This is a genomic window from Kribbella sp. NBC_01484 (genome assembly GCF_036227145.1).
Taxonomy (GTDB): domain Bacteria; phylum Actinomycetota; class Actinomycetes; order Propionibacteriales; family Kribbellaceae; genus Kribbella.
Genome location: NZ_CP109437.1, coordinates 8,812,720 through 8,832,665, shown reverse-complemented (window position 1 = coordinate 8,832,665; position 19,946 = coordinate 8,812,720). Strand labels below are relative to the sequence as shown.

Genomic DNA, 19,946 nt, shown 5'->3' with positions numbered 1-19,946 from the left:
CATCCGGGGCGAGGATGGCCAGCACACCCGGGACGACGCCGGAGTCGACGCGACGCTCGATCAGCTCTCGCACCCGAGCCAGCCCTGTCGACGAGAAGCCACCAATACTCATCTAGTCCGTTCGCAAGTTACACGGTGCGCGACAACCGCACGTGCCGCGAGGACATTGAGGCTCGGTGGCTAGTGCCGCGTCGAGCAAGTTGGGGAGGTAATCCGGAGTGACCACTACCCCGAAGCCCGTCCCGGCGGCCAGGTGCGGGGTTCACCCCTGATCTGGTCCCTTCACCCTGCGAATGCGGTGGGTAGAAGGGTGCAGCTGCGAGGTTCTCCCCCGAAATTGCCCCGGGCGCAAGGCACGTGCGGTAACGACCTCGACGTTTCTTGGCGAGGCACTAGCATGCGGTGGGTGCGGATTTGGGTGAGTGGGGCTCGGGGGAAGCTGGGGAGTGAGGTCTGTCGGCAGTTGGTTGCCGAGGGCTATGAGGTGGTCGAGGCCGACCTGGTGGGGCCGGGGGCGGTCGACCTGAGTGACCGGGCAGCGGTGGCGCGGTCGCTGCGTGGGGTGGAGGCGATCGTGCATTGTGCCGGGATCGCGAGTCCGGAGAACATCACGCCGGTGCGCCTGCTCGAGGCCAACGCGCTCACGACGTTCAACGCGCTGGAAGAGGCGTGGGCGCAAGGCATCCGGACGGCCGTGCTCGCGTCGAGCGGGTCGATCTACGGCACCGCCTGGTCACCGGAGGAGATCGGCACTGCGTCGGTGCCGATCGATGAGGAGACCGCCCTCCGATACGTCGATCCGTATGCGCTCACCAAAGACGTGCTCGAGCGTATGGGGGAGATGTACGCGCGCCGCGGCATGCAGGTCACCGCCCTCCGTTTCCACTGGATCCTCACCCCCGACGAAGTGCGCCGCTACATCGCCGACGCACCGCCTGAGGACAACCGCCGCAACCTCTGGGGGTACGTCGATCTCGCCGAGGCAGCTCGGGCCTGCGTGCTGTCCCTGCAGCCACGCACGGCCGCCGAACGCTACGAGACCTTGGTGATCGCCGCTGAGGACACGGGCATGGAACAGCCCACCGCCGACTTGCTCGCGCGCTACTCACCCGACACCGTGGTCACCGGGGACCTCTCCGGCACCCGGTCGCTCTTCGAATGCCGTCGCGCCGCCGAGGTGATCGGCTGGACCCACCACAGCCGTTGGCGAAACTAGCTCAGGAGGTCAGATGGAGGAGCGGCCTTGGTATGCGGACGGGCTGGATCCGGAGGAGTTGGCGTTCCAGCGCTTGTACGGGCCGTGGAAGGTGTCGACGCCGGCGGATGCCCAGGAGTTGATGCACGGGTACGACGGTGACTGGTGGATCAATGGTGGATGGGCGATCGAGGCCTTCACCGGCGTACGGCGGGAGCACGAGGACGTCGACGTATCACTCTGGCGCCGCGACATCGACAAGCTCCGCCTTCATCTCAACGACCGCTACGACCTGTGGTCCAACGCGGGTGGACGGCTGCAGCCACTGACCGATCAGCGGCCGGAGCAGCCCGACGATGCCGACCAGATCTGGTTGCGGCGGCACGCGCTGGCGCCGTGGGAGTTCGACCTCCAGCCCAACCCGGACCGCGACGGCCGCTGGGTCTTCCGCCGTGATCCCACCCTCGACTACGCCCTCGACGAGATCACCTGGCGAGCACCCGACGGCATCCGCTACATCAACCCCGAACTAGCGATCGCCTACAAGGCCCGCGTCGGCCGGCCGAAAGACGAGCGCGACCTGGACGCAACGCTCCCTCTCCTCACCCCAGACCGCCGCACCTGGCTGGCCGACATGATCGACCACCTCCACCCCAACCATCCCTGGCTACCCCGCATCCGTGCAACATCCGCCACCTGACTCAGATGAGGGCACCCAACTGATCGGCAGGCGGGTGCGACACGCGCTTCAGAGCCAAACTGGGCGGCGGGAGTCTATGCCGGTGCCGTAGTCGGGGTCTCCGCCGCGGACAAGGAGCCAATGAGTGGTGGCTCGAGCGCGGTAGAGGCGCAGGTCGGCGGGAGGGCGGAGTTCCTCCACACCGTAGGCGCGGAGTTCTGGATAGCGGGAGGTGTACAAGGCGGCGCAGTGATCGAGTTCGTCGTCCGGGACAAGTTCGGCGCGGGCGCGGAAGTACACGGCCGAGGCGCCGCCGATGCGGACGCTCGAGTCGAAGATCGCGATCGTGACGTCCGGGGCGGCCGCGATGTTCAGTGAATGCAAGGCATCCGGTGACGACGCCCAGTAAAAGTCGTCGCGGCCGTCGGGCGTGAAGTAGACCGGGGTCACCCACGGAAGACCGTCGGCGTCGACAGTTCCCAGCGTCATGTACTTGTTGGCTTCGATGACCGCCGCCGCGCGCCGGTCGAGAGTCTCTTGCGACATCACTTCTCCTGACGGACTACGTCGTACGTGAGGTGGGTGGCGTTCGGCGTACTCACGGTGTCGCGCTGGACCAGGCGGATGGGCGGGACCGTCGTCCGCTCGAACAGTGGAGTGCCGTCTCCGAGCACGATAGGCGCCAGGTGGATGCGCACCTCGTCCACCAGGCCGGCGTACAGGTACTGCCGGCAGAGGTGACCGCCACCCATCACCACCACCTCCTTCGCGCCCGCAGCGGCCTGCGCCGACTTCAGCGCCGGCACGATCCCGTCGGTCTCGAAGCGACCGGTCACCGAGCCGCACCCGCGCCGGCCGATGTGGCGTGACCACGAAGACCGGCGGCGCCGCGTCGTCACGCTCCCAGCCCTGCGGCCCGTCGATGACGTCGAACGTACGGCGTCCCATCAGCACCGCGCCGACCTCGGCGAACAACTGGTCGAGCACCTTCCGGTCGGGCTCTGCCGGATCGGCGACCCATTCGTGCAACGGTTCGCCTCCGATCCCGAGACCGTGCGCGAGGTCGGCGCCGGGGGCCGTGACGAAGCCGTCCAGCGACATCGTGATGTCCAGAAATACGCGTCCCATGGTGTTCTCCCATCAACGAGGTTGTGGGCACCAGCCTCCGAGCCGGCGGCACGGAAAGTCGTCCGTGCCGACCACGGAACCACCACGGAAGCACCACTGGCCACGGCATGATGGGCGGATGGCTGGTCCGAAGGAGGTGTCCGCGCGGGAGGCCGAGGTCCTGGCCGCGCTGGCCGGTGGCCGGTCCAACGCTCAGATCGCTCGGCAGCTGCAGATCAGCATCCGCACGGTGGAGAGCCACGTCTCCGCACTGCTACGCAAGTACGGCGTCTCGGACCGCCATGAGCTGGCCGGACTGGCCACCGTGGACCAGGGCTTCACCACACCGACCGGTCCAGGCACCAGCCGCACGCCTGGATGGCATCGGCCGCATCCTTAGCCGCGCTGGCCCACGGACTGCTCGGCACCGGCCTGGCGTCGGTCTGGCAGGGCCGCGCCCTGGAGATCGCCCGCGTGCAGGACCCGGACGACGCTCCGGCGCTGGCGGCAAACGCTGCCTTCGTCGACGCCCGCCTGACTATGCACAGCCTCGAAGCCGGCTTGCTGACGGCCAACGTCGCAAACGCGGTCCAGCGGGACTTCGCGGAGTTTCCCGAGCCATGGTGGGTCCCGTACGCACGTGCCGCCGGTGCCGAGCTGGCGGTCGTGGCCGGCTTCCACGACGCCGCGCAGTACGTCGAACGCGCAGTCATGGAGAACGCCTGGTCGGACGCCGTGCTGCTACGCGCCAGCGGCCGCCTGACCCGGGACCGGGTCACGCTCGCGGAGGCGGCCGACCGGTTCGAGCGGATCGGAGCACACTTCGAGCACGCCCGTACGCTCCGGCTCCTGTCCCACCGCTGAGGCCCGAGGAGCGGGAACAACCGTGGCGGACATACTCTTGAAACCGTTATGACCTCTCCCGAGCGCCGCACGGTGTACCTGGACCACGCGGCGACCACTCCGATGCTCCCGGCCGCGATCGAGGCGATGACCTATCACCTCGCGCGGACCGGCAATGCGTCGTCCCTGCACGGTTCCGGCCGAGCGGCCCGGCGGACGGTCGAGGAGTCGCGCGAGACGATCGCCGAGGCGCTCGGAGCGCAGCCGAGTGAGGTGGTTTTCACCTCCGGCGGCACCGAAGCGGACAACCTCGCCCTGAAGGGGCTGTGGTGGGCCCGGCTGGCCGAGGACCCGCGGCGGCGCCGGATCCTGCTCAGCGGGATCGAGCATCACGCCGTACTCGATCCGGCCATCTGGCTGGGTCAGCACGAGCAGGCCGAGATCGAGTGGCTGCCGGTCGACGAGCTCGGGCGGGTGCGGCCGGACGACGTACGACGTGCGATCGAGAGCGATCCGGAGAGCGTGTCGTTCGTCACGTTGATGATGGCGAACAACGAGGTCGGCACGCTGCAGCCGGTGGGCGAGATCGCGGCGATCGCGCAGGAGTACGGCGTTCCCGTGCACACCGACGCCGTCCAGGCGATCGGGCAGGTGCCGGTGGACTTCGCGGAGCTGGGGGTGGATGCGATGACCGTGTCCGCGCACAAGCTCGGCGGTCCGTACGGGATCGGCGCGCTGGTCGTCCACAAGGAGACGAAGCTGACGCCGATTCTGCACGGCGGTGGGCAGGAGCGCGACGTCCGCTCCGGCACGCTGGACGCGCCTGCGACCGCGGGGTTCGCGGTCGCGATGGAGCACGCGATCAAGCACCAGGCGGACGAGGCGCGGCGGTTGACCGAGCTGCGGGACGCGCTGATCGACGGCGTGGTGAGCACGGTCGAGGGTGCCAAGTTGTCGGGTGACCCGGCGGACCGCTTGCCCGGTAACGCACACTTGTCCTTCAGCGGCTGCGAGGGCGACTCGCTGTTGCTGCTGCTCGACGCGCGTGGCATCGAGGTGTCGACCGGGTCCGCGTGCAACGCCGGGGTCGCCGAGCCGAGCCACGTGCTGCTGGCCATGGGGTACGACGACCAGCGGGCGCGCGGGTCACTCCGGTTCACCCTCGGGCACACCAGCACCCGCGCCGACGTCGACGCCGTACTGGAGAACATCGGACCGGTGGTGGAGCGGGCGAAGTCCGCAGGATTGCAGAACGTGGGAAGGAACACCTGATGCGGGTACTCGCAGCCATGTCCGGCGGGGTCGACTCCGCCGTCGCGGCGGCGCGGATGGCCGAGGCCGGGCACGACGTGGTCGGAGTGCACCTGGCCCTGAGCCGGAACCCGCAGTCGTACCGCAGCGGCGCGCGCGGCTGCTGCACGATCGAGGACTCCCGCGACGCCCGCCGGGCCGCGGACGTGATTGGCATCCCGTTCTACATCTGGGACCTGGCCGAGCGGTTCCACGCCGACGTGGTCGAGGACTTCGTCGCGGAGTACGCGGCCGGTCGTACGCCGAACCCGTGCCTGCGGTGCAACGAGAAGGTGAAGTTCAGCGCCGTACTCGAGCGGGCGCTCGCACTCGACTTCGACGCGGTCGCAACCGGGCACTACGCGCGGATCGTGGAGACTGATTCCGGTCGTGAGCTGCATCGGGCTGTGGATCCGGCCAAGGACCAGTCGTACGTGCTCGGGGTACTGACGCAGGAGCAGCTCAAGCACGCGTTCTTCCCGCTCGGGGACACGTCCAAGACCGAGGTCCGGGCCGAGGCCGAGCGGCGCGGGTTGTCGGTGGCGGCCAAGCCGGACAGTCACGACATCTGTTTCATTGCCGACGGCAACACTCCGGGCTTCCTCAGCAAGCAGCTCGGTGAGGCGCCCGGTGACATCGTCGATGCGCAGGGCAACAAGCTGGGTGAGCACAAGGGCACTCACGGCTTCACCGTCGGTCAGCGCAAGGGCCTGCGGATCGGTACGCCGGCCGCCGACGGCAAGCCGCGGTTCGTGCTGGACATCAGCCCGGTCGACCGCACGGTGACGGTCGGATCGCGCGAGGAGCTGGCGGTCGCGCAGCTGACGGCGTCGAAGCCGCGCTGGTGCGGTCCCGTGCCGGACTCCGAGCTGCACGTGAAGGCTCAGCTGCGCGCGCACGGCGAAGAGGTCGCCGTCACCGCCCGACTCGAAGGCGATCTCGTCGTCGTCGACTTCGACGAGCCGACCTCAGCGGTCGCACCCGGTCAGGCCGTCGTGCTGTACGACGACACCCGGGTGATCGGATCAGCCACAATCGACACAGTCTCCCGGGTAGCGGCGCAACACGCATGACGACCACTGGCCTGGGGTCGCTGCCGGGTGACGACATCCGCGAGTGGACTAAGGTGCTGCTCGAAGCGGTCGACATCCCGTTCCTGGCCGAGCTGCCGGCGCGTCCGTACGGCGACATGCTCAGCCGGGCTGTCGCCGTACTGACCGAGCTGGCCGTAGACCTGCAGCCGGCCGGATGGCGGCTGACCGGGGGGAGTGATCCGCGGGCGAGTCTGGATCAGCGCCGGGCGCGGTCGTTGCTCGCTGAGGATCTGGATGTGCTCGAGGAACTGGCGGACGGCTACACCGGGCCGTTGAAGTTGCAGCTCACTGGGCCGTGGACTCTGGCGGCCACGATCGAGCGGCCGCGTGGTGACAAGGTGCTCGCGGACCACGGAGCCCGGCGTGACCTGGCCGAGGTGCTGGCGTTGGGGCTGACGGATCACGTCGCCGAGGTACGACGTCGTGTGCCGGGGGCGGAGCTCGTCGTACAGATCGACGAGCCGGCCCTGCCCGCCGTACTCGCCGGAGCCATCCCGACGGCGTCCGGCTGGAGCAAACACCGTTCGGTCGACGGTCCAGGCGCTGTGGAGCTCCTGAGCCTGGTGACGACCGCAGCACCCACCGTGATCCACTGCTGTGCCGCACGACCGCCGATCGAGGTCTTCACCAAGTCCGGCGCCACCGGCGTCTCCGTCGACATCTCTTTGCTCGGCAATCCCGGGTGGGATCAGATCGCCCTCGCCGCCGAGGCCGGCACGACGCTCTACGCGGGCCTGGTCCCCACCACGGGCACCCTGCCGAACCCCGAGCAGGCCGCGAATCCGCTGATCCGCCGCTGGCGCGAGCTCGGCCTGGACCCGGAACTCCTGAAGAAGGTCGTCATCACGCCTGCATGCGGCCTCGCGGCCTCTCCGTCACCAGCCGACGCGCGGGCACGATTGGACCTGCTCCGCCGAGTCGTCGACGCAGTGGGCGAAGCCGCAGACGCCTGATCCAAATCGTCGGCGCTCGCCTGTAAGTTCTCCTCATGAGCACGGAGATTCCCGAGAGTACTGCTGGTGAACAGCCTGCTGCGCCGCCCGAGGTGCGGGAGCGGCATGCCGCTCTGAGCAAGGAGATCGAGGACCACCGGGTGAAGTACTACCTGGGCAGCTCGATCATCTCGGACGCAGACTTCGACGAGCTGATGCACGAGCTGCAGGCGATCGAGGAGCAGTACAACGAGCTCCGCACGCCGGACTCGCCGACGCAGAAGGTCGGCATCCCGATCTCCACGCTGTTCACTCCGGTCCAGCATCCGATGCGGATGGAGAGCCTGGCGAACGCGTTCTCCGCCGAGCAGATGGAGGCGTGGGCCAAGCGGCTGGAGCGGGAGGTGACCGTCAGCCAGATCGACGACAGCGGCTTCCTGTGCGAGTTGAAGGTCGACGGGCTCGCCCTCGACCTGGTCTACGAGAACGGCACGCTGGTCAGCGGCGCCACCCGCGGCGACGGCCGGACCGGCGAGGACGTCACGCTCAACGTCCGCACGATCAAGAGCATCCCGAACGAGCTGGACGGCAAGGACCTGCCGTCCTTCCTGGAGGTCCGCGGCGAGGTCTACTTCCGCGTCGAGGACTTCGAGCAGCTGAACGCACAGCTGGTCGAGGCGGGCAAGGACCCGTTCTCCAACCCGCGCAACAGCGCCGCCGGATCGCTGCGGCAGAAGGATCCCCGGGTGTCCGCGAGCCGCCCGCTGCGTTTCGTCGTCCATGGCCTCGGCCGCGTCGACGGCTATCACGTCCGCCGGCTGTCCTCGGCGTACGAGCAGCTCGAGGCCTGGGGCCTGCCGGTCAGCGACCGCGCCCGCAAGGTCGAGACGCTCGACCAGGTCAACGAGTTCATCGCGTACTACGGCGAGAACCGGCACTCCGTCGACCACGAGATCGACGGGGTCGTGGTGAAGGTGGACGAGGTCGACCTGCAGCGCGCGCTCGGCTCGACCTCGAGCGCCCCGCGCTGGGCGATCGCGTACAAGTACCCGCCGGAGGAGGTCACCACCAAGCTCCTCGACATCGAGGTGAACGTGGGCCGCACCGGCCGCGTCACGCCGTACGGGCGGATGGAGCCGGTCCGGGTGGCCGGGTCGACGGTCGAGTTCGCGACCCTGCACAACGCGTCGGAGGTCAAGCGCAAGGGCGTCTGGATCGGTGACACCGTCGTCCTGCGCAAGGCCGGCGACGTGATCCCGGAGATCCTCGGCCCGGTGATCGACCTGCGGCCGGACGACGCCCACGAGTTCGTGATGCCGACCGAGTGCCCCTCCTGCGGTACGACGCTGCGCCCGATGAAGGAGGGTGATGTCGACATCCGCTGCCCGAACACGAAGTCGTGCCCGGCGCAGTTGCGGGAGCGGTTGTTCCACCTGGCCGGGCGGTCGGCGTTCGACATCGAGGCGCTCGGGTTCAAGGGTGCCGACGCACTGATCGGTGACGGGCTGATCGTGGACGAGGGCGACCTGTTCGCGCTCACCGAGGAGGACCTGGCCCGGAGTTCGTTCTTCACCGTCAAGGCCGGATCCCTGTCGGCGAACGCCCTGCGCCTGCTGGCGAACCTGGAGCAGGCCAAGACCCAGCCGCTGTCCCGCGGCCTGGTCGCGCTGTCCATCCGGCACGTCGGCCCGACCGCGGCGCAGGCCCTCGCGGCCGTGTACGACGACATCGAGGGTATCCGCGCGGCGAGCGAGGAGGAGCTCTCGGAGATCGAGGGTGTCGGCCCGACCATCGCGCATGCGGTGATCGAGTGGTTCGAGGTCGACTGGCACCAGGCGATCGTCGACAAGTGGAAGGCGGCCGGCGTCCAGCTCCGCGAGGAGCGCACCGGCCCGACTGTGGCTCAGACCCTCACGGGCCTCTCGATCGTCGTGACCGGCACCGTCGAAGGCTTCAGCCGGGACGAGGCCACCGAGGCGATCGTGTCGCGCGGCGGCAAGGCGGCGTCCTCGGTCTCGAAGAAGACCTCGTTCGTCGTGGTCGGCGACTCGCCGGGATCGAAGTACGACAAGGCGGTCCAGCTCGGCGTCCCGATCCTGGACGCGGCCGGCTTCCAGGTGCTGCTCGACCAAGGTGCCGACGCCGCAGCCGAGGTGGCCACCACACCGGACCCCGGCGACGCGTAGCTCCCTGCGACGGGTGATCAGCGCCACGTCGTCGTACGGCGTGGATCCAACGGCCGGACTGAGCCGTCCGACTGTTAACTTTGCACGTCCACACGTGGGTCAAAAGGAGCGAATATGACGACGCCGCCGCAGGGACCGTGGGGTCCTGGGCAGCCGGGGGGCCAGCCAGGCGGGCAGCAAGGGGGACAGGGTGCGCAAGGCGGCTGGGGACAGCAGCCTCCCGGTCAGGGTGGTGGCGGCTGGGGTCAGCGCCCGCAGCAGCCTCCCCACCAAGGTCAGCCCCCGCAGCAGAGTCGGCCGCCCCAGCAAGGTCAGCCCCCGCAGGGCCAGCCCCCGCACGGACAGCCTCCGCAGCAGGGTCAGCCTCCGCAGCAGGGCGGCTGGGGTCAGCAGCCGGCCCAGCCCGGCCAGCAGGGCCGGCCGGGTCCGGGGCGGCCTCAGGGACAGCCCGCGCAGGGCGGTTGGGGTCAGCGCACCGCGCAGCAGCAAGGCGGTCCCTACCAGCAGCAGGCGTGGGGTCCCCAGGGCCAGCAGCCGGGCGGCGGCTGGCAACAGCAGCAGGGTGGACAGCCCCAGTGGCAGCCGGGCGGCCCCGGCGGCTCCAAGGGCCCCGGTGGCATCAGCAAGGACAAGCTGCCGTTGGTGATCGGCGGCGGTGTCGTCGGCATCGTGCTGATCGGCCTGCTCGTCTTCCTCGGCATCCACGCGTTCGGTGGTGACGACAAGCCCGAGTCCGGGCCGACCACGTCCGAGCAACCGACCGGCAACCCGACCAGCGGCGGCGGCGACAAGAACGGCGAGCTCGGCAATGCGACCGGTCAGGCGAAGACGGCGACCGAGAAGCTGCAGGGCCTCGGCTACGGCTGCAGCGACCTGTTCAACACCGCGCAGGGCGCGCACCGCGGCTGCTTCAAGTACGAAGGCGCCACCGAGGCCCAGGCGATCTTCCAGTTCCAGTCGGACGGCACGATCATCGGCGTGGACCTGACGTCGCAGAACGAGGACAACGTCAACAACGCCGCGGTCACCTTCGACGCGGCACTGCAGGCGCTCGGCAACGACACGTTCGGCGGCAGCGAGGTCAAGAAGGTCCAGGACGCGATCAAGACCGGCCAGAAGTCGCAGAAGGTCGGCAGCACCTGGGGTGAGTTCGAGCTGCGCAACGACGGCGACACCGTGGAGCTGTCCGGCGGCAAGTCCGGTTCGGACTCGCTCGACCTGCCGAAGAAGACCTTCGACACGACCGAGCCGCAGCTGGCCGCGGCGCTGAAGGCGAAGCAGTATGTCTGCACGAGCTCCTGCAGCAAGCAGGTCGGCAAGTACGGCTCGCAGCGGGTGTACTTCTACGCCAGCGAGGGCGAGGGCATCAAGCAGATCGAGATGAGCGCTTCGGGTGACCCCGGCGAGGTGAAGAAGGCGCTGCCGGCCGCGGTCAACGACGCGTTCGGAGTGCTGAAGGGCGGGGACGTCGCGGCGCTGAAGTCATACATCCAGTCGCACAGTGACGGGAAGTCGTACGCTTCCTACGTGGCCGGATGGCGGGTCGAGATCACCGGCAACGCCGAGGACGACTACGCCTCGCAGCGGATCAACATCTCGTACGAGACGTTCTTCGTCTGAGCGCTACGGTGGATGTCACGGCTGTCGGCCGAGGACAGGGAGGCCGGATGAAGTTCCCCCGGGAGAAGCGGGATGCGCGGACGGTGGCGGCACCACCGCCCGAGGCCGTCCAGCGCGTCGACGGCGGTGGGGCCTGGGGCCCCACCCAGTTCGATCTCCCGGACCGCAATGGCAGCAACAGCCAGGCGATCCTGATCGTCGCCCTCGTCGGCGTCGTCGTCCTCCTGATCCTGGCCGGCCTTTGGGTCCTCGCCTACTTCCAGTTCACATAGACACAGCCAGAGCCCTCGGCCCCTCCCTCGGAGCCGGGGGCTTTTGCCTGTCACCCCACCCTCCCCCCGCTGAACCGCTGACCCCGGCGTCGCGCTGTCGGGGCAATTTGGGCGGATAACCCCTCGAACTGAGCGTTCTCCCCTCGCATACCAGGGGAGAAGGCACCACTTCAGGGGATATCCGCTGGAGTGGTCGATGGGGCGGCCAGCCGGTGGTCGGCCGCGAGCCGCAGCGCCGACCGGGTCGGGCGCGGGCTTCGGCGTACGGCGTGCTGCGGTCGGGGGCGCGGACACTATGTCGGAGGCTGGGACACCTCGCGAGCTGTCCCGGGTCTCGACAGCTTGGGAGCGGTCCTTCTGCGCGCCCCTGCCCATGCCAGCCAGCGCTCCTCGACCCTCGGACCATCCGAGGGGATATCCGGGTCTCCTGCTCAATGTGTGGGTGGTGGCCGACGTGTCATGTCCTCGTCGGGGCCGGATCCGTTGACCTGAGACAGCTTGTGGTGGGCGGGGATCTGCAATATCAGGTCCCCGCCCACCACGTCCTGTGTGAGGCCCCCGGGGCGACGGCGGGATCGCTGCGACCTCGGACAGGGGCCAGGGACCGCGGACACGGCACAACCTGTCCGGGCGACCCCAGCTGGTGTCCCAGGTCCCGCAGATACGCACCGATCCCGCCGTCAACCCCACGAACCCGCCCGGCTCCCGCTGCGCCGTGCCCTGCCCGGCTCCCGCTGCGCCGTGCCCTGCCCGGCTCCCGTTCCGCCGTGCCCTGCCCGGCTCCCGTTCCGCCGTGCCCTGCCCGGCTCCCGTTCCGCCGTGCCCTGCCCGGCTCCCGTTCCGCCGTGCCCTGCCCGGCTCCCGTTCCGCCGTGCCCTGCCCGGCTCCCGTTCCGCCGTGTCCCGCCCGGTTCCCGTTCCGCCGTGCCTCGCGGTGCGGTCGGTTGGGTGCGGTCGCAGGCTGATGGGGGGCAATTGGAGGCTGGGACGTGCAAGGTCGACAGACATCCCAGGAGTTTGGGTGTCAAGCTGCGAGGGTTTGGGTGGGGTGGGTCCAGGCGGTTGTTTCGTTGTAGTGGGTGTTGGTTTTGAGGCAGCCGTGGAGGATGCCGACGAGTCGGTTGGCGAGTTGGCGTAGGGCGGGGTTGTGGTCGGCTCCGCGGGCTCGTTGTTTGTCGTAGTAGGCGCGGGCTCCGGGCGAGGCGTTGAGTGCGGCGAAGGCTTGGCTCATGAGGGCGTCGATGAGCCGGTCGTTGTGGACGTAGCGGGCCAGGGCGACTTTCTTCTTGCCCGAGGCGCGGGTGATCGGGCTGGTCGCGGCGTAGTTCTTGCGGGCTTTGGCCGATGCGTAGCGGTCGGGGTCGTCGCCGAATTCTGCGAGCACCCGGGCGCCGAGGATCGGTCCCAGCCCGGGCTGGGACAAGATGATCTCAGCGGCCGGGTGCCGGCCAAAATGGGCCTCCACCTGCCCTTGCAGGCCGGTGACCTGCTCGTTGAGGACGGCCAGGACCGCGACCAGTGCGCGGGTCGAGGCGGCGTAGGCGGCGGTGACCACGGCGGGCTGGCCGAGGTGCTCGGCGCGCAGCGCCGCCTGGATCGCCGCGGCCTTGTCGGCGATGCTGCGGCGACGGGCCCGTTTCAGCGCCGCGGTGATCTGGGCGGTGGTCAGCCGGGCCGCCGCGGCCGGGTCGGGGGCCTTGGTCAGCAGCTCGAGGGTGTCGGCGGCGTCCAGGTCCTCGAAGGCTTCCAGCGCGGCCGGGAAGTACTCGCGCAGCGCGTGCCGCAACCGCTGCGTGGTCCGGGTCCGTTCCCAGATCAGGGTCTTGTGCATCCGGGTGACGACCTTGATCGCCTCGGCCTCGGCGCTGTCACCGGCCACCGGGCGCAGCTGGTGGGAGTCGGTGCGGACCATGTCGGCCAGCACATGCGCGTCGGCCGCGTCGCTCTTGGCACCCGACACCGCGTGCCGTTTGCGGTACTGCGAGGCCTGCAACGGGTTCACCGCGAACACCAGGTACCCCGCGGCCACCAGCGCGGCCACCCACGGGCCCCGATCGGTCTCGATCCCGACCACCACCTCGACCTCGTCAGGATCAGCCGCACCGAACTGCTCGGCCACCAGCGCATGCAACCGCGCCATCCCCGCCACCCCCTCGGGCAACCGCGCCTTGGCCAGCACCCGCCCCGCCGGGTCCATCACCTCCACATCGTGATGCGCCTCGGCCCAGTCATCTCCCACAAAGAACTTCAACACCGATCTCCCACACTCTCGACGCCATCCACACCACCAGCAAGCCGGTCGGGAGAACCATCAGCGACCTAATGAAGCAGTGCTCACGCCCCCCAACCACACCAAGGGCCGGGCACGACATCCCATCAGCGATCAAATCTCCCGGTCACCGGCAGGGGCACGATCTGTCGACAGGACTCAAACGGTCCAGGAGGTACAAGTGCTCACCCACCGGCGGCTCACCAGCCCCGAGTCTGCCCGACGGCGACCCGGTAACTCTCATTAGGAGGTGTCGGCCCCAGCCCCGGCCGGGCCAGCCGATCTCAGGCGTGAATGCCTCGTCCGACCGGCACCCTGGACCGACACCACCTGTCGAGCTGCACACCGGCCAGCCTGGCTCACCTCGCCCACACATCCAGCAGAACAGCCGGATAACCCCTCCAACTGAGCGTTCTCCCCTCGCATACCAGGGGAGAAGGCACCGCTTCAGGGGATATCCGCTGGAGTGGTCGAGGGGTGTCAGAGGCGCGGCGAGCGCGAATAGGTGCGCCGACCGGGGGCGGGCGAAGGCTTCCACTTCTACGGCGTACGGCGGTGGCGTACGGCGGACTGTGTCAGGCGGTGGCGCGGATGGTGACGGCTAGGGAGGCGAGGTAGGAGAGGCGGGCGACCTCGGAGCCGAGGAACTCGGGGCCGCCGCGGCGGCCGATCACCAGGATCCGGCGCTCGGACTCCAGCGGCGCCGCGACCAGCACGGACTCCGAGAGGCCCTTGTGATCCGGGGCTTCGAGCGTCGTTGCCTTCTGCATCGGCAGCCACTGGCCGGCCATGTCGCCGAACTCCGGCGTGGCGCTCGTCTCCAGCGCGACCTTCACCTCACTGCCGGTGCCGTCCAGCAACGCGGCCCAGTCGGCATGCAGCACGGCCGGCGACTGCTCGACCAGGATGTCGATCGCGTCCGCCGGAGCCGACGTCATCTGCTCGACGGCCTCGAGGTCCATGTGCAGTCCACCGCCGGCGCCGTACCGGGAGAACCAGATCACTTCGACATCGGGTACGCCGTTGCACGCGGAGACCAGGCGGTCCGGCAGCACGCCGGGCGGCAGGTCGACCACGATGTCGTCGACGGCGCTGCCGTTCTCCCGCCGGTGCTCGACGATCTCGATCGCGTGGATGTCGGCGTTCACCTCACCGAGCGCCGTCGCCACAGTGCCCAGCGAACCGGGCCGGTCCGGGATGATCAATCGCAGCAGGAACACCGAACGATCATCTCCCAGTCGATCACCATGCGCGTAACGCCCCGTCGCGGCCAATGTTACAGAGCGGAGCCCGAAGACACGCCCGGCCCTCTCGGCAGACGATCACGAACCGTCGTCCGCAGCCCCCTGGCGACAAGGAAACGCGAGCGTCACAGCCGCCCACTAGGATGGCTCGGGTGTCACTCAGAACCTCTCTGTGACTCCATCAGCAACTTGCAAGCATTGGATCAGTTCATGCCATCGATTACCCGCGAAGAGGTCGCGCACCTGGCGCGACTGGCGCGGATCGAGCTCACCGATGACGAGCTCGACCACCTCGCGCCACAGCTCGACCAGATCATCACCCTGGTCGGGCAGGTCAGCCAGGTGGCCGCGGACGACATCCCGCCGACCTCCCATGCCCTGCCGCTGACCAATGTGATGCGCGCGGACGAGAACGTGCCGTGCCTCACCCCGGAGCAGGCGCTGTCCGGCGCGCCGGCCGCGGAGGAGCAGCGATTCCGGGTGCCGCGGATCCTGGAGGAGGACTGATGACCGACCTGATCCGTAAGACCGCGGCCGAGCTCGCGGAACTGATGACGTCCGGCCAGGCCAGCTCGGTGGAGATCACCCAGGCGCACCTGGACCGGATCGCGGCGGTCGACGGCGACGTGCATGCGTTCCTGCATGTCGACACCGACGGCGCGCTGGCGCAGGCTGCCGCTGTCGACGCGAAGCGCGCGGCGGGCGGGCAGCTCTCCCCGCTGGCCGGTGTCCCGCTGGCGCTGAAGGACGTGCTGACCCAGGAGGGCGTGCCGACCACGGCCGGTTCGAAGATCCTCGAGGGCTGGAAGCCGCCGTACGACTCGACGGTCGTGAAGCGGCTGAAGGCGGCCGGCATCGTCATCCTCGGCAAGACCAACATGGACGAGTTCGCGATGGGCTCCTCGACGGAGAACTCGGCGTACGGCACCACCCACAACCCGTGGGACCTGGGCCGGATCCCCGGTGGTTCCGGCGGCGGTTCGTCGGCGGCCATCTCGGCGTACGAGGCGCCGCTCGCGATCGGCACGGACACCGGTGGCTCGATCCGGCAGCCCGGTGCGTTCACCGGCACGGTCGGCGTCAAGCCGACGTACGGCGGGACGTCACGCTACGGACTGATCGCGCTGGCTTCGAGCCTGGACACGCCCGGCCCGTGTGCGCGGACGACCCTGGACGCGGCGCTGCTGCACGAGGCGATCGCCGGGTACGACCCGATGGACTCGACCTCGATCAACCAGCCGGTCCCCGCCGTCGTCGCGGCGGCGCGCAACGGTGACGTGACCGGTCTGCGCATCGGTGTGGTCAAGGAGCTCGGCGGCGAGGGATACCAGCCCGGCGTCGAGGCGCGCTTCCACGAAGCGGTCGAGCTGCTCACCAAGCTCGGCGCCGAAGTGGTCGAGGTCTCGTGTCCGCACTTCCAGTACGCGTTGCCGGCGTACTACCTGATCCTGCCGAGCGAGGCCTCGTCCAACCTGGCCAAGTTCGACGCGATGCGGTACGGGCTGCGCGTCGGCGACGACGGCACGAACAGCGCGGAGAAGGTGATGAGCCTGACCCGCGAGGCCGGCTTCGGCGCCGAGGTGAAGCGCCGGATCATGCTCGGCACGCACGCGCTGTCGAGCGGGTACTACGACGCCTACTACGGGCAGGCGCAGAAGGTGCGGACGCTGATCGCCCGCGACTTCGCCAACGCCTACGAGCAGGTCGACGTGCTGGTCTCGCCCGCGACGCCGACGACGGCGTTCGCGATCGGGGACCGGATCGACGACCCGATCGCCATGTACAAGAACGACCTGTGCACGATCCCGTCCAACCTGGCCGGCAACGCGGCCGGCTCGTTCCCGTGCGGCCTGGCCGACGAGGACGGCATGCCGGTCGGCTTCCACGTGATGGCGCCGGTGATGCGCGACGACCTGTGCTACACCGTCGGCGCCGCGCTGGAGTCGGCGCTGGCCGATCAGTGGGGCGGCGTGCTGATGACCAAGGCTCCGGAGCTGGAGGTGACCCGATGACCGCGACCGTCCTCGAGATCGACGACGCGCTGGCGCAGTACGACCCGGTGATGGGCCTCGAGGTCCACGTCGAGCTGAACACGAAGTCGAAGATGTTCTGCGGCTGCCCGACCGAGTTCGGTGCGCCGCCGAACACGCAGACCTGTCCGGTCTGCCTCGGCCTGCCGGGCGCACTGCCGGTGGTGAACAGGGTCGGCGTCGAGTCCGCGATCAAGATCGGCCTGGCGCTGAACTGCGAGATCGCCGAGTGGTGCCGGTTCGCCCGGAAGAACTACTTCTACCCGGACATGCCGAAGAACTTCCAGACCTCGCAGTACGACGAGCCGATCGCGTACAACGGCTGGACCGAGGTGGTCGTCGACGGCGACACGTACCGGATCGAGATCGAGCGCGCCCACATGGAGGAGGACACCGGCAAGTCCACCCACGTCGGTGGCGCGACCGGCCGGATCCACGGCGCCTCGCACTCGCTGGTCGACTACAACCGGGCCGGCATCCCGCTGATCGAGATCGTCACCAAGACGATCGAGGTGCCGGGGGACAAGGCCGCCGCGGTGGCCCGCGCGTACGTGAGCATGCTGCGCGACCTGCTGCTCGCGTTGGGCGTCTCGGACGTCCGGATGGATCAGGGATCGCTGCGGTGTGACGCGAACGTGTCGCTGAAGCCGCACGGCTCGACTGTGCTGGGCACGCGGACCGAGACCAAGAACGTGAACTCGTTCCGCTCGGTCGAGCGCGCGGTGACGTACGAGATCACCCGGCAGGCAGCGGTGCTGAACTCCGGCGGCAAGGTCCTGCAGGAGACCCGGCACTGGCACGAGGACACCGGCATCACCACGTCCGGCCGGGAGAAGTCCGACGCCGACGACTACCGGTACTTCCCGGAGCCCGACCTGGTCCCGATCGCGCCGTCGCGCGAGTGGGTCGAGGAGATCCGTTCTTCGTTGCCCGAGGCACCTTCTCTGCGCCGGGTCCGGCTGCAGGAGGAGTGGGGTTTCACCGACCTGGAGATGCGCGACGTCATCAACGGGAACGCGCTCGAGCCGATCGTGGCGACGGTCGGGCTCGGCGTGACGCCGGCCGCCGCGAAGAAGTGGTGGCTGGGTGAGCTCGCCCGCGCGGCGAACGAGTCCGGCCAGGACCTGGACGCGCTCGGCGTCGGCCCGGCCGAGGTCGCCGAGGTGCAGAAGCTGGTCGACGAGGGCTCACTCAACGACAAGCTCGCCCGGCAGGTGTTCGACGGCCTGATCAAGGGCGAGGGCACGCCGGCCGAGATCATCGAGAAGCGCGGGCTCGCCCTGGTCTCGGACGACTCGGCGCTGATCGAGGCCATCGAGCGGGCGATCGCGGCGAACCCGGATGTGGTCGAGAAGGTCAACTCCGGCAAGCCCGCCGCGGCCGGTGCACTCATCGGCGCGGTCATGAAGGACATGCGCGGCCAGGCCGACGCGGCCAAGGTCCGCGAACTCCTGAACGCGAAACTGGGGATCTGAGGTAGTCGCCGGACCCCGGGGCTCACCCGGGGTCCGGCGACTCAGCTCAGGCCGCGTCCTTTTCCGTTCGCGGCTTCGGCTCGTGCTGCGGTGCGTCCGCGATCACTTCGCGCTCGACCCGGCCGTCGTCGATGTCGGCGGCGTCGGCGAGTAGGGTCCGAGCGATGGAGAGCTCCTCGGGCGGGCAGCGCACCTCGTAGCGGGTGGGCACGATCTCGATGGAGACAGCGTCAGGGCGGTTGCGGACGAGCCCCTTGAACAACCCCCACAGCCCACCGATCAGAGCGCCGTACACGAAACCCCACACCACGACGGCCAGGCCGGTCAGCGTCGTCTGGGCCACGAGCGTGACGAAGATCGCGGCGAGTACGCCGAGCAGCGCACCCTGCAGCGCCCCGGCACCGGTGAGCCGGGCGACCGGGATCGCTCGCTGTCTCTCGGCCCGCCGGAGCCCGGCGCCGACCACCTCCAGGCTGGCCGCGTCCATCCCGTAACTTCGCAGGTACCCGACCGTTCGGTGAGCATCCTCGTAGCTGCTCACCGAAGCGATCACACTGCTGGGAACGACGGACACCTGGCCGGTCCGCATACCGATCTCCTCCTCCGAACGCTGGCTTTCCTCCACAAGTACCAGACGGCCAAAGGTTTGAAACGGTTGGCAATCAGCGGCTGATCGTGATCCGGAGGATCCGGTCGTCGCCACCCCGAGGGTCGCCGCGCCCGTCGGTGTTCGACGTGGTCAGCCACAGCGATCCGTCCGGAGCCGCCTCCACGGTGCGCAACCGGCCGTACTGGTTGGTGAAGAACGCCTGCGGCTCGCCGATTCGCTTGCCGTTGGCAACAGGTATGGCCCAGAGGCGCTGCCCGCGCAGCGACGCCATGAAGATGTACCCCTGGGCAAACGCGATCCCGGACGGCGACGCGTCGGAGGTGTGCCACTGGGCGATCGGGTCGGTCATCCCGTCGAGGTGGCTGATCCCCTCGGCGGCCGGCCAGCCGTAGTTCGCGCCGGGCGTGATCGCGTTCAGCTCGTCCCACGTGTTCTGGCCGAACTCGGCGGCGTACAACTGGGTGCCGTCGAACGCGAGCCCCTGCACGTTCCGGTGGCCCTTGGTGATCCACAGGCGACCGTCCGGGTTGCCCGGCGCCGCCTTGCCGTCGGTCGTGATCCGCAGGATCTTCCCGCCCAGCGATCCGTCGTCCTGCGAGTTCGGCCGATCCGAGCCGTCGCCGGTCCCGGCGTACAGGAATCCGTCCGGCCCGAATCGCAATCGCCCGCCGTTGTGGATGGCGGAGGAGGGGATCCCTTCCAGGATCACCTGCTGGTCGGACAGCTGGTTGTCCTGGTACGTGATCCGGGCGATCCGGTTGTCGTCTCCGCCGGAGTAGTACGCGTAGATGTACGGCTTCCCCGGATACCCGGGGTCCACCGCCAGCCCCAGCAACCCACCCTCCGCCGACGCGTTCACGTCCTCCACCGTGCCGACGTCACTCACCTGCCCGCCGGCGATCCGCTTGATCTTCCCCGAGTCCCGCTCCGCCACCAACGCACTCTTGTCCGGCAGAAACGCCAACCCCCACGGCACCTGGATCCCCGTCGCCACGGTCGACGCCACAGTCAGCCGCACGGACGCCTGCTGGCCTGCAGCCGAGCCGGTCGGCGCAGACGTCGTACTCGGAGAAGCCGGCGCATCGTCGGAACACCCGGCCA

20 protein-coding genes and 1 pseudogene are annotated in these 19,946 nt (G+C 69.2%); 13 read left to right on the top strand and 8 right to left on the bottom strand.

Going from position 1 to position 19,946, the window contains the following annotated elements; genetic code table 11:
• The first annotated feature begins 397 nt into the window (after positions 1-397).
• Entirely contained in the window at positions 398-1,216 is an 819-nt protein-coding gene (locus OG555_RS42575; protein ID WP_329479842.1) for an NAD-dependent epimerase/dehydratase family protein, read from the top strand.
• A 13-nt stretch (positions 1,217-1,229) separates the two neighbouring features.
• Positions 1,230-1,895 carry a nucleotidyltransferase domain-containing protein gene (locus OG555_RS42570; protein ID WP_329479841.1) on the top strand — a complete coding sequence of 222 codons (666 nt, stop codon included), beginning with the start codon at positions 1,230-1,232 and terminating at the stop codon, positions 1,893-1,895.
• 48 nt (positions 1,896-1,943) lie between these two features.
• On the opposite strand, the gene OG555_RS42565 is transcribed toward OG555_RS42570, so the two are convergent.
• The 3 genes and pseudogenes from OG555_RS42565 to OG555_RS42555 all read right to left on the bottom strand — a co-directional run.
• Complete coding sequence (locus tag OG555_RS42565) at positions 1,944-2,420, bottom strand: pyridoxamine 5'-phosphate oxidase family protein (protein ID WP_329484943.1); 477 nt, start codon at positions 2,418-2,420, stop codon at positions 1,944-1,946.
• Complete coding sequence (locus tag OG555_RS42560) at positions 2,420-2,710, bottom strand: dihydrofolate reductase family protein (RefSeq protein ID WP_329479839.1); 291 nt, start codon at positions 2,708-2,710, stop codon at positions 2,420-2,422. Before OG555_RS42560 ends, OG555_RS42565 begins: the two co-directional genes overlap by 1 nt.
• An 82-nt stretch (positions 2,711-2,792) precedes the next feature.
• A pseudogene (locus tag OG555_RS42555) lies at positions 2,793-2,975 on the bottom strand (dihydrofolate reductase family protein); the annotation flags it as partial.
• 145 nt (positions 2,976-3,120) lie between these two features.
• On the opposite strand from OG555_RS42555, the gene OG555_RS42550 reads away from it, so the two are divergent.
• Genes OG555_RS42550 through ligA form a run of 6 tightly spaced genes read left to right on the top strand, consistent with a single transcriptional unit; the run spans position 3,121 to position 9,326 of the window.
• On the top strand, positions 3,121-3,381 hold the full coding sequence (locus OG555_RS42550; protein WP_329479837.1) for a response regulator transcription factor: 261 nt from the start codon (positions 3,121-3,123) through the stop codon (positions 3,379-3,381).
• Positions 3,360-3,845: a hypothetical protein gene (locus tag OG555_RS42545; protein ID WP_329479835.1), complete on the top strand. Its 486-nt coding sequence runs from the start codon at positions 3,360-3,362 to the stop codon at positions 3,843-3,845. The genes OG555_RS42550 and OG555_RS42545 overlap by 22 nt, the downstream gene beginning before the upstream one ends.
• Positions 3,846-3,893: 48 nt before the next feature.
• On the top strand, positions 3,894-5,096 hold the full coding sequence (locus OG555_RS42540; protein WP_329479833.1) for a cysteine desulfurase family protein: 1,203 nt from the start codon (positions 3,894-3,896) through the stop codon (positions 5,094-5,096).
• Entirely contained in the window at positions 5,096-6,187 is a 1,092-nt protein-coding gene (gene mnmA / locus OG555_RS42535) for a tRNA 2-thiouridine(34) synthase MnmA (protein WP_329479831.1), read from the top strand. Before OG555_RS42540 ends, mnmA begins: the two co-directional genes overlap by 1 nt.
• Complete coding sequence (locus tag OG555_RS42530; protein ID WP_329479829.1) at positions 6,184-7,161, top strand: methionine synthase vitamin-B12 independent; 978 nt, start codon at positions 6,184-6,186, stop codon at positions 7,159-7,161. Before mnmA ends, OG555_RS42530 begins: the two co-directional genes overlap by 4 nt.
• 35 nt (positions 7,162-7,196) lie before the next feature.
• Positions 7,197-9,326 carry an NAD-dependent DNA ligase LigA gene (ligA, locus tag OG555_RS42525; RefSeq protein WP_329479827.1) on the top strand — a complete coding sequence of 710 codons (2,130 nt, stop codon included), beginning with the start codon at positions 7,197-7,199 and terminating at the stop codon, positions 9,324-9,326.
• 99 nt (positions 9,327-9,425) lie between these two features.
• Here the strand turns inward: ligA and OG555_RS42520 are convergent, their stop codons facing one another.
• Positions 9,426-10,031, bottom strand: a complete 606-nt coding sequence (locus tag OG555_RS42520; RefSeq protein ID WP_329479825.1) for a hypothetical protein — start codon at positions 10,029-10,031, stop codon at positions 9,426-9,428.
• Between OG555_RS42520 and OG555_RS42515 the strand changes: the two genes are divergently transcribed.
• Both OG555_RS42515 and OG555_RS42510 read left to right on the top strand, forming a co-directional pair.
• Positions 9,996-10,946, top strand: coding sequence for a hypothetical protein (locus OG555_RS42515; RefSeq protein WP_329479824.1), 951 nt, complete (start codon positions 9,996-9,998; stop codon positions 10,944-10,946). The genes OG555_RS42520 and OG555_RS42515 overlap by 36 nt on opposite strands.
• 47 nt (positions 10,947-10,993) lie before the next feature.
• Positions 10,994-11,218, top strand: coding sequence for a hypothetical protein (locus OG555_RS42510; RefSeq protein WP_329479822.1), 225 nt, complete (start codon positions 10,994-10,996; stop codon positions 11,216-11,218).
• Between the two features lie 1,023 nt (positions 11,219-12,241).
• Here OG555_RS42510 and OG555_RS42505 read toward each other — a convergent pair.
• Together OG555_RS42505 and OG555_RS42500 are read right to left on the bottom strand one after the other, a co-directional pair.
• Positions 12,242-13,414: an IS110 family transposase gene (locus tag OG555_RS42505; protein ID WP_329484779.1), complete on the bottom strand. Its 1,173-nt coding sequence runs from the start codon at positions 13,412-13,414 to the stop codon at positions 12,242-12,244.
• A gap of 647 nt (positions 13,415-14,061) precedes the next feature.
• Complete coding sequence (locus tag OG555_RS42500; protein ID WP_328519314.1) at positions 14,062-14,706, bottom strand: ACT domain-containing protein; 645 nt, start codon at positions 14,704-14,706, stop codon at positions 14,062-14,064.
• A gap of 234 nt (positions 14,707-14,940) precedes the next feature.
• Between OG555_RS42500 and gatC the strand changes: the two genes are divergently transcribed.
• From gatC to gatB, 3 genes are read left to right on the top strand one after another with little or no spacing between them, the layout of a single operon-like run.
• Complete coding sequence (gene gatC, locus OG555_RS42495; RefSeq protein ID WP_131355449.1) at positions 14,941-15,237, top strand: Asp-tRNA(Asn)/Glu-tRNA(Gln) amidotransferase subunit GatC; 297 nt, start codon at positions 14,941-14,943, stop codon at positions 15,235-15,237.
• Positions 15,237-16,742 carry an Asp-tRNA(Asn)/Glu-tRNA(Gln) amidotransferase subunit GatA gene (gene gatA / locus OG555_RS42490; RefSeq protein ID WP_329479821.1) on the top strand — a complete coding sequence of 502 codons (1,506 nt, stop codon included), beginning with the start codon at positions 15,237-15,239 and terminating at the stop codon, positions 16,740-16,742. Before gatC ends, gatA begins: the two co-directional genes overlap by 1 nt.
• The gene (gene gatB / locus OG555_RS42485) at positions 16,739-18,235 is read left to right on the top strand and encodes an Asp-tRNA(Asn)/Glu-tRNA(Gln) amidotransferase subunit GatB (RefSeq protein ID WP_329479819.1); all 1,497 of its coding nucleotides are present in this window, start codon (positions 16,739-16,741) and stop codon (positions 18,233-18,235) included. Before gatA ends, gatB begins: the two co-directional genes overlap by 4 nt.
• 46 nt (positions 18,236-18,281) lie before the next feature.
• Here the strand turns inward: gatB and OG555_RS42480 are convergent, their stop codons facing one another.
• Together OG555_RS42480 and OG555_RS42475 are read right to left on the bottom strand one after the other, a co-directional pair.
• Positions 18,282-18,824: a general stress protein gene (locus tag OG555_RS42480; RefSeq protein ID WP_329479817.1), complete on the bottom strand. Its 543-nt coding sequence runs from the start codon at positions 18,822-18,824 to the stop codon at positions 18,282-18,284.
• A gap of 73 nt (positions 18,825-18,897) precedes the next feature.
• A complete protein-coding gene (locus OG555_RS42475) occupies positions 18,898-19,863 on the bottom strand; it encodes a PQQ-dependent sugar dehydrogenase (RefSeq protein WP_329479815.1) in 966 nt (321 codons plus the stop codon).
• Positions 19,864-19,946: the final 83 nt, after the last annotated feature.

What these genes read in the sequence shown, in the direction of transcription:
- OG555_RS42545 (WP_329479835.1), top strand. Translation starts at nt 3,360, where the DNA reads ATGGCATCGGCCGCATCCTTAGCCGCGCTGGCCCACGGACTGCTCGGC.
- gatB (WP_329479819.1), top strand. Translation starts at nt 16,739, where the DNA reads ATGACCGCGACCGTCCTCGAGATCGACGACGCGCTGGCGCAGTACGAC.
- OG555_RS42575 (WP_329479842.1), top strand. Translation starts at nt 398, where the DNA reads ATGCGGTGGGTGCGGATTTGGGTGAGTGGGGCTCGGGGGAAGCTGGGG.
- mnmA (WP_329479831.1), top strand. Translation starts at nt 5,096, where the DNA reads ATGCGGGTACTCGCAGCCATGTCCGGCGGGGTCGACTCCGCCGTCGCG.
- OG555_RS42480 (WP_329479817.1), bottom strand. Translation starts at nt 18,824, where the DNA reads ATGCGGACCGGCCAGGTGTCCGTCGTTCCCAGCAGTGTGATCGCTTCG.
- ligA (WP_329479827.1), top strand. Translation starts at nt 7,197, where the DNA reads ATGAGCACGGAGATTCCCGAGAGTACTGCTGGTGAACAGCCTGCTGCG.
- OG555_RS42530 (WP_329479829.1), top strand. Translation starts at nt 6,184, where the DNA reads ATGACGACCACTGGCCTGGGGTCGCTGCCGGGTGACGACATCCGCGAG.
- OG555_RS42550 (WP_329479837.1), top strand. Translation starts at nt 3,121, where the DNA reads ATGGCTGGTCCGAAGGAGGTGTCCGCGCGGGAGGCCGAGGTCCTGGCC.
- OG555_RS42540 (WP_329479833.1), top strand. Translation starts at nt 3,894, where the DNA reads ATGACCTCTCCCGAGCGCCGCACGGTGTACCTGGACCACGCGGCGACC.
- OG555_RS42565 (WP_329484943.1), bottom strand. Translation starts at nt 2,420, where the DNA reads ATGTCGCAAGAGACTCTCGACCGGCGCGCGGCGGCGGTCATCGAAGCC.
- gatA (WP_329479821.1), top strand. Translation starts at nt 15,237, where the DNA reads ATGACCGACCTGATCCGTAAGACCGCGGCCGAGCTCGCGGAACTGATG.
- OG555_RS42510 (WP_329479822.1), top strand. Translation starts at nt 10,994, where the DNA reads ATGAAGTTCCCCCGGGAGAAGCGGGATGCGCGGACGGTGGCGGCACCA.
- OG555_RS42570 (WP_329479841.1), top strand. Translation starts at nt 1,230, where the DNA reads ATGGAGGAGCGGCCTTGGTATGCGGACGGGCTGGATCCGGAGGAGTTG.
- gatC (WP_131355449.1), top strand. Translation starts at nt 14,941, where the DNA reads ATGCCATCGATTACCCGCGAAGAGGTCGCGCACCTGGCGCGACTGGCG.
- OG555_RS42505 (WP_329484779.1), bottom strand. Translation starts at nt 13,414, where the DNA reads ATGGACCCGGCGGGGCGGGTGCTGGCCAAGGCGCGGTTGCCCGAGGGG.